The organism is Petroclostridium xylanilyticum, from assembly GCF_002252565.1.
Classification (GTDB): domain Bacteria; phylum Bacillota; class Clostridia; order SK-Y3; family SK-Y3; genus Petroclostridium; species Petroclostridium xylanilyticum.
This window is the reverse complement of the sequence record NZ_NPML01000013.1, coordinates 169,206-187,746: the sequence shown is the minus strand read 5'-3', so window position 1 is coordinate 187,746 and position 18,541 is coordinate 169,206. Positions and strand designations below refer to the sequence as shown.

The 18,541-nt window shown below is 37.9% G+C and carries 16 protein-coding genes and 2 tRNA genes; all 18 read left to right on the top strand.

What is annotated here, in order from left to right; translation table 11 throughout:
* Positions 1-143: 143 nt before the first annotated feature.
* The 18 genes from CIB29_RS08585 (at position 144) to CIB29_RS08505 (ending at position 18,434) form a co-directional block, all read left to right on the top strand.
* On the top strand, positions 144-593 hold the full coding sequence (locus tag CIB29_RS08585; protein WP_198543822.1) for an ACT domain-containing protein: 450 nt from the start codon (positions 144-146) through the stop codon (positions 591-593).
* A gap of 14 nt (positions 594-607) precedes the next feature.
* Complete coding sequence (locus CIB29_RS08580) at positions 608-1,858, top strand: homoserine dehydrogenase (protein ID WP_094548739.1); 1,251 nt, start codon at positions 608-610, stop codon at positions 1,856-1,858.
* Between the two features lie 14 nt (positions 1,859-1,872).
* Complete coding sequence (gene thrB, locus CIB29_RS08575; protein WP_094548737.1) at positions 1,873-2,775, top strand: homoserine kinase; 903 nt, start codon at positions 1,873-1,875, stop codon at positions 2,773-2,775.
* A gap of 181 nt (positions 2,776-2,956) precedes the next feature.
* The gene (locus tag CIB29_RS08570; RefSeq protein ID WP_094548735.1) at positions 2,957-4,168 is read left to right on the top strand and encodes an aspartate kinase; all 1,212 of its coding nucleotides are present in this window, start codon (positions 2,957-2,959) and stop codon (positions 4,166-4,168) included.
* Positions 4,169-4,316: 148 nt separating this feature from the next.
* Positions 4,317-6,977 (top strand): calcium-translocating P-type ATPase, SERCA-type, encoded by a 2,661-nt coding sequence (locus CIB29_RS08565; protein ID WP_094548734.1) that lies wholly within the window; start codon positions 4,317-4,319, stop codon positions 6,975-6,977.
* Between the two features lie 229 nt (positions 6,978-7,206).
* On the top strand, positions 7,207-8,064 hold the full coding sequence (gene rlmB, locus CIB29_RS08560; RefSeq protein WP_094548732.1) for a 23S rRNA (guanosine(2251)-2'-O)-methyltransferase RlmB: 858 nt from the start codon (positions 7,207-7,209) through the stop codon (positions 8,062-8,064).
* 349 nt (positions 8,065-8,413) lie between these two features.
* Complete coding sequence (locus CIB29_RS08555) at positions 8,414-9,553, top strand: TMEM165/GDT1 family protein (protein WP_094548730.1); 1,140 nt, start codon at positions 8,414-8,416, stop codon at positions 9,551-9,553.
* Between the two features lie 352 nt (positions 9,554-9,905).
* Positions 9,906-10,415: an NYN domain-containing protein gene (locus CIB29_RS08550; RefSeq protein WP_094548728.1), complete on the top strand. Its 510-nt coding sequence runs from the start codon at positions 9,906-9,908 to the stop codon at positions 10,413-10,415.
* Positions 10,416-10,510: 95 nt separating this feature from the next.
* Positions 10,511-11,161, top strand: a complete 651-nt coding sequence (gene sigH / locus CIB29_RS08545; protein WP_242965122.1) for an RNA polymerase sporulation sigma factor SigH — start codon at positions 10,511-10,513, stop codon at positions 11,159-11,161.
* Positions 11,162-11,184: 23 nt separating this feature from the next.
* Positions 11,185-11,258, top strand: a tRNA-Gly gene (locus CIB29_RS08540).
* Between the two features lie 5 nt (positions 11,259-11,263).
* Positions 11,264-11,347: transfer RNA gene (locus CIB29_RS18530), tRNA-OTHER, on the top strand.
* Positions 11,348-11,379: 32 nt separating this feature from the next.
* Positions 11,380-11,649 (top strand): zinc-ribbon domain containing protein, encoded by a 270-nt coding sequence (locus CIB29_RS08535; protein WP_094548724.1) that lies wholly within the window; start codon positions 11,380-11,382, stop codon positions 11,647-11,649.
* A 1,072-nt stretch (positions 11,650-12,721) separates the two neighbouring features.
* Positions 12,722-13,492, top strand: a complete 771-nt coding sequence (locus CIB29_RS08530; RefSeq protein WP_094548722.1) for a basic amino acid ABC transporter substrate-binding protein — start codon at positions 12,722-12,724, stop codon at positions 13,490-13,492.
* 116 nt (positions 13,493-13,608) lie between these two features.
* The gene (locus tag CIB29_RS08525; protein WP_094549179.1) at positions 13,609-14,304 is read left to right on the top strand and encodes an amino acid ABC transporter permease; all 696 of its coding nucleotides are present in this window, start codon (positions 13,609-13,611) and stop codon (positions 14,302-14,304) included.
* Positions 14,291-15,013 (top strand): amino acid ABC transporter ATP-binding protein, encoded by a 723-nt coding sequence (locus CIB29_RS08520; RefSeq protein WP_094548720.1) that lies wholly within the window; start codon positions 14,291-14,293, stop codon positions 15,011-15,013. Before CIB29_RS08525 ends, CIB29_RS08520 begins: the two co-directional genes overlap by 14 nt.
* Before the next feature lie 73 nt (positions 15,014-15,086).
* Positions 15,087-16,379 (top strand): histidinol dehydrogenase, encoded by a 1,293-nt coding sequence (gene hisD, locus CIB29_RS08515; RefSeq protein WP_094548718.1) that lies wholly within the window; start codon positions 15,087-15,089, stop codon positions 16,377-16,379.
* 156 nt (positions 16,380-16,535) lie between these two features.
* Positions 16,536-17,180, top strand: coding sequence for an imidazoleglycerol-phosphate dehydratase (locus CIB29_RS08510; protein WP_094548716.1), 645 nt, complete (start codon positions 16,536-16,538; stop codon positions 17,178-17,180).
* A gap of 144 nt (positions 17,181-17,324) precedes the next feature.
* Positions 17,325-18,434 carry an HAD family hydrolase gene (locus tag CIB29_RS08505; protein WP_094548714.1) on the top strand — a complete coding sequence of 370 codons (1,110 nt, stop codon included), beginning with the start codon at positions 17,325-17,327 and terminating at the stop codon, positions 18,432-18,434.
* Positions 18,435-18,541: the final 107 nt, after the last annotated feature.

Sequence of the window (18,541 nt, the reverse complement as noted above, 5' to 3'; positions counted from 1 at the left end):
GTATTTTTATAAAATACAGAGATATAATAAGAAATAGTGCTTTATTTTACTCAAAAACCTAATAATCAACGTTGAAGGGGAATAATTATTGTGTTAATATGTTCTACATATTAAAAACAATTGTGCGTGAGCGAAGGACAAATATGAGAATAGATAAACAACCTGTATATTTTTTGGTAGATTCTTCAGTGCTGCCAGAGGTTTTTGCAAAAGTAATTGAGGCTAAAAGGCTTCTGCAGACCGGGAAGGTAAAAACAATTAATGATGCAGTACAATTAGTAGGAATAAGCCGCAGCGCCTATTACAAGTACAAGGATTGTGTATTTCCTTTTTATGAAATATCTCAAGGTAAGATTATTACCTTATTTTTCATACTGGAGGATGTACCAGGCATTTTATCAAATATCTTAAATGTTATAGCCAGGGCCAGGGCAAATATTCTAACAATTAACCAGAACATTCCTATAAATGGAGTGGCTAATATTACTATTTCTATTCAGACAGGTAATATGGAAGGGAACATTGAAGAACTCGTTTCACAGATGGAAGTAATTGAGGGTGTCAGAAAAATTGATATATTGGCGAGAGAATAAGGGGGATTTTCTATATGGTTAAAATTGCTGTAATGGGTTTTGGAATCGTGGGTTCAGGGGTTGTTGAGGTAATTCGAAAGAATTCAGAAAGTATAAGCCGGAAAGCAGGTAAGAAGATAGATGTCAAGTATATACTGGATATTCGGGACTTTCCTGATAGTCCGGAAAAGCATTTGTTGACTAAAAATGTAGAAGACATTTTAAATGATGATGAAGTGAGTATTGTGGTAGAAGTAATGGGGGGAATTGAACCGGCGTATACCTATACTAAAAGAGCCTTATTGTCCGGAAAACATGTTGTTACTTCAAATAAAGAACTGGTTGCGACTCACGGAGCAGAACTTCTTCACATTGCCAAAGAAAAAAACATAAATTACTTGTTTGAAGCAAGTGTAGGCGGGGGAATACCTATTATAAGGCCTTTAAACCAGTGCCTTGCAGCCAATCAAATATCTGAAATTGTAGGAATTTTAAACGGAACAACAAATTACATTTTAACACAGATGATAAAAGAAGGCCGTAGTTTTGAGGATGCATTGCAAGATGCCCAGGAAAAAGGTTATGCAGAGCGGAATCCTGCAGCTGATGTAGAAGGACATGATGCTTGTAGAAAAATAGCAATTCTTTCATCCCTTACTTTCGGGTATCATGTAGATTCTACAAGAATCTATACTGAAGGGATCACGAAAATAAGTATAGAAGATGTAAAGTATGCAGAACAAATGGGCAGTGTAATAAAATTACTGGCAGTTAGTAAAAAAATTGGAGAAAAAATCTTTGCCCGGGTAAGCCCGGTAATTATTCCAAAAACCCATCCTTTAGCGGGAGTGGAAGATGTGTTTAATGGGATACTTGTCAAAGGGGATGCAATTGGTGATGTTATGTTCTACGGCAGGGGAGCAGGGAAGCTTCCTACAGCCAGTGCAGTAGTAGCAGACATCATTGATATTGTAAAGAATATTGACAGAAACAATAGGTTTATATGGTCTAAGAGCACCAATGATATTCTGATAGATATTGGAGAAACCACTAGCAGTTATTTTGTCAGGGTAAAAACTGACGATAAGCCTGCTGTTATAAATACAGTAAGCAAGGCTTTTGGAAATTGTAATTTTATTTCAATAGACAATCCGAAAACTCAAGATGAAGTGGCTTTTGTAACACCGGAAAGGAAAGAAAAAGAATTACAGGCGGCATTGAATAATATTAATAATGTTCCTTTTGTAAATGCTGTATGCAGTGTAATTCGGGTAGAAAAAGAATAGGCCGGAGGATTTTGATGATTTCTGTAAAAGTTCCTGCTACCAGTGCAAATATAGGTCCAGGCTTTGATTGCATGGGAGTGGCCTTGCAAATATACAATACTATTGATGTAGAGGAAATTCCCTCGGGTTTAGAAATAAATATTCTTGATGCTACGGGAGATTTTTTACCTAAAAATGAAAAAAACCTTGTATATCAATCTATGCTTGCGGTCTTTGATAAAACCGGGTATTATCCTAAAGGTTTAAAAATCAACCTTAAGAATAATATTCCTGTTACCCGAGGCCTGGGAAGCAGTTCCGCTTGTGTTGCAGGTGGTCTTTTTGCTGCAAATGCATTAACAGGTAATAAGCTGACCAAAGAAGAAATCATACTTATGGCAGCACAGATAGAGGGGCATCCCGATAATTCTACTCCTGCAATTCTGGGAGGGATGGTAGTAGCGGTACTGGATAAAAGTGATATTCGTTACGTAAGGATTGAATTACCTGATCATCTAAAATTTGCAGTCTTTGTACCTAATTTCCCACTGCCTACAAAAAAAGCAAGAGATATTCTTCCCGGATATATTCCGCATAAGGATGGAGTATATAATACAGGGAGGGCGGCTCTAATGGCTGCATCGCTTATAACCGGAAACTATGACAATATTACTTTTGCTATAGAGGATAGATTACACCAGCCATACAGGGAAGGCCTTATTCCGGGTATGAAAGAGATCTTCCAGCTCAGCAGGCAATATGGTGCAAAAGGGGTATTCTTAAGCGGCGCCGGGCCTACGCTTATTGCAATATTAGACCAGGATTATGAACATTTTAGAAGCAAAATGGGTATGCATTTACAGCAGCATATGCAAGATTGGACAGTGGATATTGTGAGCCCTGATAATGAGGGGATAAAGATAGAGATAGAGGTATAGATAAAGATATGCGACATGGGGACGGTTCGTTTGTCGCATGAAAGACACATGCGACAGACGAACCGTCCCCATGTCGAAGCCCTGAGCAATCAAGCATATTTTCATCATTATTTGTGCCGGGTGCGCCCGGCGTGGCAGTTAATACGAAATAAGGAGAACTGAGGATAGGGGGTTTTTGGGCTTGAGTTTAATTGTTCAGAAATTTGGTGGAAGCTCTGTTGCTAATGCTGAAAGGATTTTTAATGTTGCAAATAGAGTTATTGACACCTACAAAGAAGGCCATTCCGTAGTAGTTGTAGTTTCAGCACAGGGTGATACTACCGATGAACTGCTGGAAAAAGCAAAGGAAATAAACGAAAATCCATCAAAACGAGAAATGGATGTATTGTTATCTACAGGAGAACAAATATCGATAGCTCTTTTGGCAATGGCAATTGAAAAGCTGGGCTATCCCGTAATTTCACTTACAGGATGGCAGATTGGGATGTTAACCAATAGTAATCATTCAAATGCCAGAATTAAGACCGTTGATACTGAGAGAATCACCAGGGAATTAGATAAAAAGAATATTGTCATTGTTGCTGGCTTCCAGGGTATCAATAAATATGATGATATAACCACTCTGGGCAGAGGTGGATCCGATACGACTGCAGTTGCCTTGGCGGCTGCACTAAAAGCTGATTTGTGTGAAATATATACTGATGTTGACGGGGTGTACACGGCAGATCCGAGAATTGTAAAAAACGCAAAAAAACTCGATGATATTTCTTATGATGAAATGCTTGAACTAGCAAGCCTTGGAGCAAATGTTCTTCATAATAGATCGGTAGAATTGGCCAAAAAATACAACGTGAACCTTGAAGTAAAATCTAGTTTCAAAAGAGTTCCAGGTACAATTGTTAAGGAGGTCGGTAATGTGGAAAAGATGCTTGTCAGAGGGGTAGCTCGAGATAACGATGTTGCAAGGATAGCTGTTATAGGTATTGAAGATAAGCCGGGAAAGGCATTTCAAATATTTTCATTACTAGCCAAGAAGAATATAAACGTGGATATCATTCTTCAATCTATAGGAAGAGAAAATACAAAAGATATCAGTTTTACAGTTTCCAAAAGCCATCTGCAGGCAGCTTTGGATGTAATTAATGAAAATCTCGGTATTATTGGAGCGAAAGAAGTAAAATATTCCGATAAAGTTTCAAAGGTATCTATTGTAGGAGCGGGAATGGTAAATAATCCTGGGGTAGCATCCCGTATGTTTGAAGCGTTGTATGATGCCGGCATCAACATCCATATGATTTCTACATCCGAGATTAAAGTTTCGGTACTTATTGATGAAAAAGATGCAGAAAAAGCAGTAGTTGCAATACATGACAAGTTTGAATTAAGTCTATAAAATTACTTTTTCGGTAATACACGAAGCCTTTATGCATTTTGTATGATAGTGTAATAAAGGCTTTTTTTTGTTTATATTAAAATACTATAATTAGCATATAATAAATTCAGCTGTGGTATAAACAAATTTAAAGGAGTGCAACAGAGATATGGACGAAAAATTCTGGTATAACAGGGATATTAAAGATATTGTCGCTGAACTGGACAGTGATATTCATCAGGGACTTAATGATACAAAGGTAGAGGAAAGACTGGAAAAATTCGGTTACAATGAGATACAGGAGAAAAAGAGAAAAACCCTGGCAGAAATGTTCTTTGAGCAATTTAAGGACTTTATGGTAATCATTTTGCTAATAGCAGCAGTTATTTCCTTTATATCTCATGAAAGAGCTGATGCAATCATTATTTTAGCTATTGTTGTTTTAAATGCCATTTTAGGAGTTGTTCAGGAGAGCAGAGCTGAAAAATCTCTTGAAGCATTAAAGAAGCTTTCCGCACCTAATGCAAAGGTACGCAGAAATGCAAGGGTAGCAGTGGTTCCGGCAAAGGAGCTGGTACCGGGTGATATCATATACCTCGAAGCCGGAGACTTTGTTCCTGCTGATGCGCGGCTCATCGAAGCGGCAAATTTAAAGATAGAAGAGTCTGCATTAACAGGAGAATCTGTGCCTGTAGAAAAAAATGCAGAGAAAATAAATGAGAAAAATATTCCTCTAGGTGACCGGAAGAACATGGTTGCTTCCGGCAGTGTTGTAACCTATGGAAGAGGAAGTGCCATCGTTGTAGCTACGGGGATGGATACCGAAGTTGGTAAGATTGCAGGGATGATCCTTGCCGGAGAAGAAGCGGCAACGCCTCTGCAGCAGAAGCTGGCACGTCTGGGGAAAGTACTGGGAATTATTGCCCTAGCAATATGTGCAGTCATCTTTGGTTTGGGCGTAGTACAGGGTAGGGATATTTTTGATATGTTTTTAACTGCTGTCAGCTTAGCTGTTGCGGCGATTCCGGAGGGATTACCGGCAATTGTTACAATTGTGCTGGCCGTAGGTGTGCAGCGGATGGTTAAAAAACATGCGATTATTAGAAAGCTTCCTGCCGTTGAAACGCTGGGGAGTGCTTCGGTAATATGCTCTGATAAGACAGGAACGCTGACCCAGAATAAAATGACGGTGGTAGAACTGGCTGCAGCTTATAAAACATGGGATTTAAACAGTGAGATAAATGCAGAGGATAAAGCCGTTGTATCTATTATTTTGGAGATGGCAGCCCTGTGTAACGATTCAAAATTAGAAAGAGTAGATGATGAATGGGACGCTGTAGGTGACCCAACTGAAACTGCTCTTGTTATCGCTGCTGCCAAACAGGGTAAAAATAAACATCAACTGGAAGAAGCAATGCCGCGTGTAAAAGAAGTACCTTTTGATTCAGACAGAAAACTTATGACGACTATACATAAAATTGAAGAAGGATACAGGGTTATTACCAAAGGAGCACCGGATGTGCTGCTTGACCGCTGTACCAGTGTATGGATTAGCGAGGATATTGTCAATAAGGATGAGCAGCAGATTAGAAGTATTGAAAAGGCTAATAGCAGTATGGCTGACAAAGCTCTAAGAGTTTTGGGGGTTGCCTTCAAAGATATCAAGACTCTTCCTGGTGAAATAAACACTGATACGGTTGAAAACAATCTTACTTTTGTCGGGCTTATAGGAATGATAGACCCACCCAGGGAAGAAGCCACAGAAGCAGTGCACTTGTGTAAAAAAGCCGGTATAAAACCGGTGATGATAACCGGGGACCATAAAGCAACTGCAGTAGCCATTGCTAAAAAGCTTGGAATATTGCAAAATGATTCGGAAGCAATAACAGGTGCGGAATTGGATGAGCTGGACCAGGAATTTCTTAATCAACACGTAGATAGATATTCCGTTTATGCCAGGGTATCACCGGAACACAAAGTGAAAATTGTAAAGGCATGGCAGAGCAAGGGACAAATCGTTGCCATGACCGGTGATGGTGTAAATGATGCTCCTGCTTTAAAAAGTGCCAATATCGGATGTGCCATGGGTATTACTGGGACAGATGTGGCAAAAGGTGCTGCACACATGGTATTGACGGACGATAACTTTGCAACTATCGTAGAAGCTGTTAGAGAAGGTAGAGGAATATTTGAAAATATTCAAAAATCCATACAGTTTTTGCTTTCCTGTAATATCGGGGAGATCATTACATTATTCATTGCAATGTTATTGAACTGGGATTCGCCTCTTCTACCCATACATATACTATGGGTGAACCTGGTGACGGATAGTCTTCCTGCACTGGCTTTAGGAATAGAACCTGTAGAAAAAGATATTATGAACAGGCCTCCGAGAGACCCTGATAAGGGGATTTTTGCTAACGGGCTGGCAACTATAATCGGGTTGCAGGGTATTATGATTGGCGGTCTGACTCTGGCAGCGTTTGCAATTGGGCAGCGGGTGCTCTCCGCAGGGGCAGGTGCTGAAGAAAGCCTCGTTATAGGTAGGACAATGGCTTTTGCCACGCTTGCTATTTCACAGTTGGTTCATGCATTTAATGTGCGTTCCCATAATTCCTTGTTTAAAGTTGGATTGTTTACCAACAGGTTTATGGTAGGTGCATTTGTACTATCCTTCCTTTTACAGCTATCGGTAATTACAGTTCCGGTTTTAAGTAGCATTTTTAAAGTAACCATGCTAAATGGCAGCCAATGGCTCGTTGTAATCGGGTTGTCTGTTGCACCGTTAATATTTGTCGAGGCTGGAAAAGCCATTAGGAAAAATGAATAAACTATCTAAATAACACTAAATATATTACATACAATGTGACGGATAAGCAACATCATGTATGGAATGTTGCAGCCGGAAAATCACTATGAATGGTGATTTTAGGCTTATCCTGGCACGGATGCCGGTATAAGCCGACGGCAAAACATGGAATACATGATGCTATTTATCCCAATGTAACGTATTAAGTGTAATTTACATATCATTTGGAAAATAAGAGAGGACGATACTTATGAAAAGACCACCATACAGAAAAGAAGCAAAAAAGACTGATGCAATAAAAAAAGATACGGATAAAAAAAGAAAAGCACTTGAAAGAGATTTAGAAAGAGATTTAAAAGGTACAGAAGAATTTGGGCAAGATAGGCTTGAAGGTAGAAATCCCGTTATGGAAGCTTTAAAGGCAGGACGGGAGATCGATAAAATACTGGTACAAAAAGGTGAAAGGGAAGGGTCTATCGTAAGAATTATCGCCTTAGCCAAAGAAAAAAGGATAGTAGTGCAGGAGGTGGAAAGGCAAAAGCTTGATATTCTTTCTTCTACGGGAGTGCATCAGGGAATAATTGCCTTTGTTGCCATGCATCAATATGTAGAAGTTGAGGATATATTGGCAAAGGCTGCTGAAAAAGGTGAGCATCCGTTTATTATATTGGTTGATGAGATTACTGACCCTCATAATCTTGGCTCAATATTACGAACAGCTGATGCAGTTGGGGCCCACGGAGTTATTATTCCCAAAAGACGGTCGGTAGGATTGACGGCAGTAGTTGCAAAGGCTTCAGCCGGAGCAATAGAATATGTTCCGGTAGCGAGAGTATCCAATCTATCTCAAACGATTGATAAGCTCAAGGAACAGGGAATCTGGGTTGTAGGTGCGGATATGGATGGGGAACAAACCCTTTATGAAGCAGACCTCAAAGGACCTATAGGTCTTGTGATCGGCAGTGAAGGAGAAGGCATGGGGCGCCTTGTAAAAGAAAAATGTGATTTTCTTGTGAGGATTCCCATGAAGGGAGAAATCTCATCCCTTAACGCCTCAGTGGCAGGAGCTGTTTTGATGTATGAGGTGTTTAGACAGAGGGAACACTAATTTTTGGTATTATTTTCTTAATCAATATATTCACCAACTAAAAAATATACCTTTATAGAAATAAACTATTGAGTTATGTTAAAACCTGTGGTATAATCTTGCTGAATTAAAAAGCTAAGAGGGAGTAGCTATGGCAGTGCATGATGCTGCCATGATCAGGATCAACATAATGGCGAAAGCCTGGTCCTGTCACTTTAAATTAAAGGAGCGAGACTTTTAGCTTAATGGAGTTATGCGTTTTGTATAATTTCATTAAGCCAAAAGTTTCGCTTTTTATTTGCATCACATTAATACATACAAATGTCGTTTGTATACAAATACTATTTAAGAAATACGAAGGAGGAAACCAATGGTTCAAGAACTGATTAAGGCTTTTTTCTTTATCTTTATGGCAGAAATGGGAGATAAGACTCAAATTCTGGCAATGGCTTTCGCGACCAAATACAAAGTGCAAAAAGTATTGCTGGGGGTTTTGATTGGGTCTTTTCTAAACCATGGGGTGGCAGTACTACTGGGAGTATATATGTCCAGTATTATTCCTATCAATGCCGTACGTTTTATTGCCGCATGTGCTTTTATTCTTTTTGGGTTATGGACATTAAAAGCTGAAGATGATGAGGGGGAAGAATCAGCACAAGAAAAGTTCGGCCCTGTAGTCACTGTTGCATTGGCATTTTTTATTGGTGAACTGGGAGATAAAACACAGCTGGCTGCCATTACCTTATCTACTACTGCTCAATATCCTCTATTTATACTAGGGGGTACTGTATTGGGGATGGTTGTTACCAGCAGTGTAGGTATTTTTGTGGGTAGCAAACTTGGAAAAAGGATTCCTGAACTGACGATGAAGTTGATTTCTGGCGGGATTTTTATATTCTTTGGAATTCTCGGACTGTTCGAGACGACTCCAAAGCAGTATGTTACCTCTTTTAACATAACAGTATTTTTTATAATTTTAGCAGCTATAATATTTATTCTTTTAAGACCTTCCATATATGCGATGAGGTGTGGAGAAATATCTGCTTTCAAAAGAACCGCATCTGAGTTATATGAACATATGCGAAAAATGAGTGAGACGGTAGAGGATATATGCCTGGGAGAACATCAATGTGGAAAGTGTTTGGGCAAAAATTGTATGATTGGTTTGTTAAAAAATGCAATGAAAGTAGTAAATGAGAAGGGGATATATGTGTTTCCGGAAGATTGGAATGCCATCACCAATACTGTGGAAAAAAAATATGATCTTGATAAGGTCATAGAAGGGCTTGCAATGTCAGTGATTATTTCTGATAAGTTTAATAAAGCAGAAGATGAAAATTTTATAGCGAATAAAGCAAGAGAAACTTTTGAATTGATATGTTTTAAACAAAAACTTCCTTTTAACGGCGATATTAAAGAGTATTTTTCTTTATTGACTAAAAAAGATAAACAGTTGGGGGAAAAAGTTATAAATAAATTTAACCAATTTTGTGAGATGGGATTTTGCTGATTATTGGTTTTAGATAAATAGTGAAGGGGACATAAATTTGTCCTCTTTTTATATGGCAATATTTATTGTATAATATGAAAATAATGGGGAGTGAACAGTGGGGAGTGGGGAGTAAAATCGAAACCACAAAAAAAGTCCATTTTAGCAGGAAGAAGGGATGCGACTTGGGGACGGTTCGTCTGTCGAATGCGCTTTTCATGCGACTGAGGAACCGTCCCCATGTCGACATGGTCCCCATGTCGAAGCCCTGAGCAATCAAGCATATTTTCATCATTATTTGTGCCGGGTGCGCCCGGCGTGGCAGTTAATATGAAAAGTGATAACAAACTATGAACTGTTTGAGGTGCAATAAATGGAGTATTTAATTATAGACGGCTACAATATAATAAACGCATGGCCGGAACTATCAAGTATTGCAAAGGAAAGCTTGGAAAATGCAAGATGGAAGCTTTTAGAGACCATGGCAAACTACCAGGGCTATAAGAAGAATAAAGTAGTAGTAGTATTTGATGCACACCTGGTAAAAGGAAATACCGAGAAAAAAGAAGCATATGCCGGAGTTGATGTAATATATACAAAAGAAAATGAAACTGCTGACAACTATATTGAAAAGCTTGTACATCAGATTGGCAAGAGTGAACAGGTACGGGTGGCAACTTCCGATTTTTTAGAACAAACTATAGTATTAAGCAAAGGAGCTACACGATTATCAGCCAAAGAGTTGAGAGAAGAAATACAATTGGTTAATAAAAGCATAGGAGAAAAATATTTACAGCCAACAATAAAAGATCATACAATTGGTTCGAGGCTGGGAGGGGATACCTTAAAAGCATTGGAAAAACTGAGAAGGCAGAAGTTTTAGCTTGACAGTATAGGAAGGTTACACTATAATAAAATATGTATCACCGTGTAAGACAGGCTGGTGGACAACTTTACTTTTTATTGGGGGGCGTTATCGTGAAGTCAAATGCTAAGCTTAATTCTATGAATTGCTTTAGCAATATGTTAGACGAAGAAATAGTTGAAGATGCCAGAAAAGGTAATGATAAAGCCCTTGAATACATAATTGATAAATATAAGAACTTTGTTCGTGCAAAGGCAAGAACATATTTTCTTATAGGTGCAGACAGAGAAGACATTGTTCAGGAGGGAATGATTGGACTTTATAAAGCAATTCGTGATTTTCGGGAGGACAAGCTTTCTTCATTTCGCGCATTTGCGGAGCTATGCATAACTCGGCAAATTATCACTGCCATTAAAACAGCTACTCGTCAGAAGCATATTCCCTTAAATTCTTATGTATCTTTGAATAGACCTATTTTTGATGAGGAGTCGGACAGGACCTTGTTAGATATTCTATGTGAAGAAAAGATATATGATCCTGAGGAGATGATTATAAACAGGGAAGAATTTACTGGAATAGAGTCAAAAATGGGGGAAATCCTGAGTGGTTTGGAATGGGAGGTTCTTTCCTCCTACTTGCAGGGGAAATCTTATCAGGAAATCGCGGAGGATCTGGACAGACATGTAAAATCTATAGACAATGCTCTTCAAAGAGTAAAAAGAAAATTAGAAAAATATCTTGAAGAAATGAAGCAAAAGGTATAAAATATATTAATAATTAAATATGTGCGGGCATAGCTCAATGGCAGAGTTCCAGCTTCCCAAGCTGGCTGTGCGGGTTCGATTCCCGTTGCCCGCTCCATTATTTGCCCATGTAGCTTACAGGGAAGAGCGCTGTTTGCTGTTTTAAAAGGTATGACAGGGGAGTCGGTTCAAATCCGGCCTGGGCGATTAGATATCTATTCAAAGTGAGGGGATTTTCAATGTTTACGGACAAAACTTTAGTGTGTAAAGATTGTGGGCAAGAATTCGTGTTCACAGCAGGCGAGCAGGAATTTTATGCAGAGAAAGGGTTCCAGAATGAACCGGCTCGTTGTAAAGATTGCAGATTGACAAGAAAGAATAATATTAAGCAGTCAAAAGAAATGCATATTGCAATATGTGCAGAGTGTGGACAGGAAGCAAAGGTTCCTTTCAAGCCAAGAAATGATAGACCAATTTATTGCAGTGTATGTTTTGCAAACCACAGATAATCCCCGGACTTTGAGGATTTGAAGTGAATAATCGCGGGAAGTGGGTTGTGGGTAGTGAAATCAGTATGTATACTCACTCGACATATATCTCGTAAGATCAATGCACTTTAGGTAGACTAACCTGAGGTGCATTTTTTATTGCCTAGGAAAGTATATAATTAGAATGTAGAAGAAATGAGACTTGGGGACATTCCGTGAGGTACGAGCGGTGTGTCCCCATGTATCATTTCTGAACAGGTCAGTACAAATAGATGGTGTTTTAGATTGAGACTGAGATTAAGATTAATATTACATAACTTTGTGGGGGTAACCTCTTACCTATAGGTTGTCCACACCACAAAAAACGCTGAAAACAAGTTATGCACAGTTTTATCCACATTATCCACAGAAATTAAATCCACAAAACAAGTGTTTTGTGGATTTAATTTAATTGATTGTGGATAACATTGTGAATATGTGGGTTTAATTTTTATGCAATCAACGGCATATTAGCATATTATTGCCAATAGTAGCACAAAATTTTAAATCTACTTTTAAAGCTGGGTTTAAGAATATTACTTGTGGATAATATTTTATTTTTTATATAATTTACCATAATAGATATTCCAAGTTTGTATAATTATTTAATACAAGGTTATTGAAATTTAAATAAATATAATATATAATCCCATATTTGACACTTGACGAATACAAAAAGCCTGATAAGGCTTGATATTAAAGGGTTTCAGGCTTTTGATTAAATAAAAAATTTGCGTAGTTTTTTAAAATTCTTGCTAATGCTGCATTTGCTGTCATTTAACAAATCGGCAGATATGATTTGAAAATTAAGATTAAAATAATAAAATCACTAGAAAATACGCACTTTTAGAAAATCAAATTTGACACAAAAATGTGCTATTTTCAAGGCTTTGAGCACTGTTTGAAAAGTTGCAACTGTCAAAGACCCGATATTCCAAGTTTGTATAATTATTTAATACAAGGTTATTGAAATTTAAATAAATATAATATATAATAGCACAAGGATAAGTTCAAATAAATTCAACATAATATTTGGGGAGTGGGGAAGTTAAAAATGAGAAAGAGCTTTTTTAGCAGAATAGCAATCGTGTTGCTAATGCTTTTTATTACTGTAGCCTTTGCAGGTTGTGGAAAAATTAATACCATGTCAAGAATAAAGAAAAACAAGGTAGTTATTATGGGTACAAATGCGGAGTTTCCGCCTTTTGAATTCAGAAACGACAAAGGCGAAGTAGATGGCTTTGATGCTGCAATGGCAAAAGAAATTGCAAAGGAATTGGGAGTTGAATTGAAGATTGAAGATATGGCTTTTGATTCATTATTAAATGCATTAAAATCGGGAAAAATTGATTTTGTTGCTGCAGGTATGACTGTAAAGCCGGATAGATTGGAAAATGCTGATTTTTCGACTCCATATTATAAAGCAACTCAGCTTATTATCGTAAAAAAGGATAACAATACGATAAAAGGGAAAGATGATTTAAAGGGCAAAAAAATTGGTGTACAGGAAGGTACCACAGGTGATTTTGAAGCATCAGAAATTGAAGGGGCTCAAATAAGCCGATTCAAAAAAGGTATTGATGCGGTTATGGATTTAAAAAATGGGAAAGTTGATGCTGTAGTTATTGATTCAAATCCTGCAAAAGTTTTTGTAAGTAAAAACGATGATTTAAAAGTACTTGATGAGCAGCTTACTGATGAAGATTATGCAATTGCTGTTAGAAAAGGGGATAAAGAATTTCTTGATGTGATTAATAAGGTAATTAAGAATATGAAAGATAGTGGTAAGTACGATGAATTGGTAAAGAAATATATTGAAGAATAATTTGTTTATAATTTGCGAGGTGACGGCTAGTAGTTGGCAGATGTACCATACCAATTGCTAGCCTTATTTTATGTAAGGGTGAGGGCGAGATGTATAGTTATTTGAATAATTTACTAATGATGGATGGGTTTAAAGAGGCTTTTATATTGAATTTTGTTAAAGAAAATAGATATATGTTCATAGTAAAAGGCCTTTTTGTAACCATTGAAGTAACATTTTTTGCAATTATTTTAGGTATTATCATTGGGTTTATATTAGCACTTGCAAAATTATCAAATTTTAAAATTGGCAAGATAAAAATTTTAAGTGTACTCGCATCGACATATATTGATGTTATTAGAGGTACACCGGCAGTTGTTCAATTATTAATTATATATTATATTATTTTTGGCAGCATCGATATTCCTAAGGTAACTGTTGCTGTTATTGCATTTGGGATTAACAGCGGTGCTTATGTAGCTGAAATTGTCAGGGCAGGGATTTTAGCGGTTGACAAAGGCCAAATGGAAGCAGGAAGGTCTTTAGGATTTTCTTATGGCGCTACAATGAGGTATATTATTATGCCGCAAGCTATAAAAAATATATTGCCTGCATTGGTCAATGAGTTCATTGTATTATTAAAAGAAACGGCTATTGTAGGATATATAGCATTAGAAGATTTAACAAAAGGCGGAGACATTATACGAAGCAGGACCTTTGACCCATATATGCCGCTTTTAACGGTGGCAGTTATCTATTTGATACTTACGACAGTACTTTCAAAGCTGCTGGGTAAATTGGAAAGGAGGATGAGACAGGGTGATAGTCATTAAAGATCTGCATAAATACTTTGGTAAGCTTGAGGTATTAAGAGGAATTGATGAATATATACGCAAGGGAGAAGTAGTAGTAGTTATAGGGCCAAGTGGATCAGGAAAAAGTACGTTTTTAAGATGTCTCAATCTTCTGGAGCAGCCTACAAGAGGTGAAATATTGATTGAAGGAGTATCCATTACTGATAAGCACAATGATATTAATAAGCTTAGACAAAAAGTAGGGATGGTATTTCAGCAGTTTAATTTGTTTCCTCATTTGACTGTAATGGATAATATTACCCTTGCTCCTGTCAAGCTCAAAAAGATGGCAAAAGAGCAAGCAGAAGAGATAGCAAGCAACCTGCTTAAACGGGTGGGCTTGGCTGAAAAAGCAAATGCATACCCCAACCAGTTGTCCGGAGGACAAAAACAGCGTGCTGCAATTGCCAGGGCACTGGCCATGTCTCCAGACATCATGCTTTTTGATGAACCTACTTCCGCATTAGACCCTGAAATGGTAGGTGAAGTCCTGGAGGTTATGAAGCAGCTTGCCAGAGATGGCATGACCATGGTGGTCGTAACCCATGAAATGGGATTTGCCCGTGAAGTTGGAACCCGTGTCCTATTCATGGACGAAGGCGTTATCGTAGAACAGGCAGAACCGAAAGAGTTGTTTAGTAATCCGAAGAATGAAAGAACGAAGGCATTTTTGAGTAAAGTATTATAAAGATATTTATTGTACTAAACGAATAAATAAACTATAATACAGATAGGATAGCTTATATACAGGAGGGTGACAAATGAATATTTATAAACTTAAAGAGTTATCTAAAGAAAAAAAGAACTTTATATTAAGAAGAGCAGAAATTGATATTACAGAACATATGAAGCTTGCACTGGAAGTATCGGAGAGGATTAGAAAAGAAGGCGATTCTGCAGTTTTGGAATATACAGAGAAGTTTGACAGGGTAAAACTGACTAGGGATACTATCAAAGTGAAACCGGAGGAAATTGAACAAGGGTATCAAAGACTTGATGGAAAGATCCGGGAGACAATAGCCTATGCAGCAAAAAATATCAGGGATTTCCATGAAAAGCAGCTCCCCGAAGAAATGTGGTTTACCAACGTAGACAAAGGGCTCATGGTGGGAGAGAAAGTAACGCCCATTGTAGATGTATGCCTTTATGTGCCAAGGGGGAAGGGCAGCTTTCCATCAGTATTGTTAATGCTGGGTATTCCGGCAGTTGTAGCAAAAGTACCGAGAATTGTAGTTGTAACCCCTCCAAATGAAGAAGGAAACGTAGATGATACTATACTTGCAGCCGCGAAAATTATTGGAATCTCAGAAATATATAAGGTGGGAGGCATTCAGGCAGTAGCTTCGGTAGCTTTTGGAACAGAGACTATTCCTAAATGTCACAAGATTATTGGTCCTGGTAATGCTTATGCAACTGCAGCTAAAAGAGTATTAAGCAGTTATATTGACACCGGTTTGCCTGCGGGGCCCAGCGAGTCCATTATACTTGCCGATGAACATGCCGACCCCGAAAAAGTTGCCCTGGACTGGATGATAGAAGCTGAGCACGGTCCCGACTCTGCTGCATTGCTGGTAACCCATAGTGAGGCACTTGTAGAGCGAGTAATTCCAATCGTTGAAAGACAACTGGAAAAGATATCACCTAAGAGAAAGGAGTTTATTACTACAAACTTTTCTACCTATGGTGGTGTAATTATTACAGAATCTTTAAAGGAGTCTATAGATTTTGTAAATGAATATGCACCGGAGCATATGGAAATCATGACTCAAAATCCTTTTGATGTGTTACCTGAAATTAAAAATGCAGGAGAAATTTTATTAGGGGAATATACACCTATTACATTGTGCAATTTCTTGCTTGGCCCTAATGCAATATTGCCTACAGGCGGATTTGCTAAAACTTATTCCAGTGTATCGGTTTTTGATTTCTTGAAGCGTTCTTCCATAGGCTATGCATCTAAAGAAGGTTTTGAAAGAGTAAGGGATATGGCATATACCTTTGCTACTGCTGAAGGGTTTGATACCCATGCATTAGCAGTAAAAGAGAGAAAATAGTAGTATGAAAATAGTGGGGAGTGGATAGTGGAGAGTAAAAACTGCCTGCCGATTCGGATGGGTATCATCATATATGGAATGTTGCAGCCGGAAAATCACCATATTCTCATTCCTATGTTGCTTGTGTAGGGGTTAATATAAAAGGGGAGTGCTTAAATGAGCATAAAAAATAAGATAATTACTGTAAAAAGAAAAACAACAGAATCGGAAATAACTGTAATATTGGACTTTAATGAAGTTAAAAAGGACTACCGAAAGAGGATTAAGACACCGCTGCCTTTTTTAAACCATATGATTGAACATATCGCCTGGAGGGCGGAAGTAAATATCGAGGTGGATGTAAAGCTGGATGAGTTTAATCTAAATCATCTTGTCTGTGAAGACGTAGCTATCACTTTTGGAAAAGCTATAGCTGAATATATAAAAGACAATAGGGTAAATGGTGTAGTAGGGTTTGGGGATGGAATAGGCATTATTGACGAAGCAATGGCCCAATGTGCAATAAGCTTTGAAAACAGGGCTTACTTCCGGATAGGCTATAATGGACTTGAGATACCTAAAGAAACTGAAGGGATGCTCAGTGAAGATCTGGAGACTTTTTTAGAAGGTTTCGTGCAGGGAGCCATGTGTACCCTGCATATAGATTTGCTTAAAGGACATAACGGCCACCATATCTGGGAGGCAATATACCGTTCCTTTGGTGTAGCACTCAACAGGGCACTTGCCATTAGTGAGAAAAGAAAAGGCATGACTTCGGGAGTAGCAGGAAAAATAGAATTTGAAGTGGAGAAAAAAGATTAAATCACGTCTGTCATTTATTGATCAGGGTATATATTTTTTAGTTGATGAATATTATGGAAAGAGCGTTGCGGAAAGGCTTAGAGCCTGTTAACAATATTCTTCAACTAAATTAAATGTACCTTTATTGACCAGGGAGGATTGCAGGTGCCACAAAATAAAAAACCAGCTCCCTTTCTACAAGGGATAGACCGTATTATATTTGATATGGACGGCGTAATAACCAGTGAACAAAATTACTGGAATGCTGCCGCCTTGACAGTATACGAAATGCTTAACAGTTGCAAATATTTTGGAAGCCGGAGTATTAAAACTGATTTATCTTCATTAGAGATAAAAGAAATAAGGGATACTATATTTATAAACGATAAACTGATAGTCTTGCTCAAAGACAGAGGAGTAAATTCTAATTGGGATTTGGCATATGTGGTATTATGTATATCGTTCATTATAAATAAAGTTTGGAGCTCGGAGTTCGGAGTTGGGAGAAAAAAATTTCTAAATTTATCAGAAAGTACCACCCACTATTGTGATGTTTATCAATATATATCACGATTGGATATACAGGGATACGAGATATACACTTTTATTGAACAAAAACTATCTGAAATCACGGGACAAGACAAAGAATACTTTAAACGTAATGGGGAATTGTGGAATAAGTGTCAGCAGGTCTTCCAGGAATGGTATTTGGGAGATACGGCTTATCTTAAAACCTATGGACATGCGCCGCAGCAGCCAGGGAAACCGGGACTTATGTACTCTGAGCAGCCTATTATTCCATTAAGCGAGTTAAGAGAAATTATTGAGGTTCTATATTTTGCGGGAATAAAATTAGGAATAGGAACCGGAAGGCCGTTTGTCGAGATAGATCAACCTCTTATTTCATGGGACATAAAGCAGTACTTTCACTCTGATTCCTATATTACATATACTGAAGTGATAAAAGCAGAACAGGCACTTGACTGCCGGTATAAGAAGACAAATCTGGCGAAACCGCACCCCTATGTCTTTCTTAAAGCAATATACGGAAAAGAGTATTCTGATATGGCGTTGCTGCAGGGTGATTATGATAAGAATTTAATTGATCGTACCCTCATCGTTGGAGATGCAGGTTCAGATATTATGGCTGCAAAGGCGATAAATTGCAAATTTGCGGCTGTACTCACTGGAGCGGCAGGCCATAAAGCAAGAGGCTATTTTGAAAAAATGGGTGCCCACTACATTTTAAATAGTATAAGAGAATTGATTATTTAGTAAGTGTATTTATTTTTCTTAAGAAAAAGCTTGCGCAAAAAATGTGAAAATATTCTTAAGGCGTACATTTTTTAGTTGATAAATATTATGGAAAGAGGTTCCGGAAA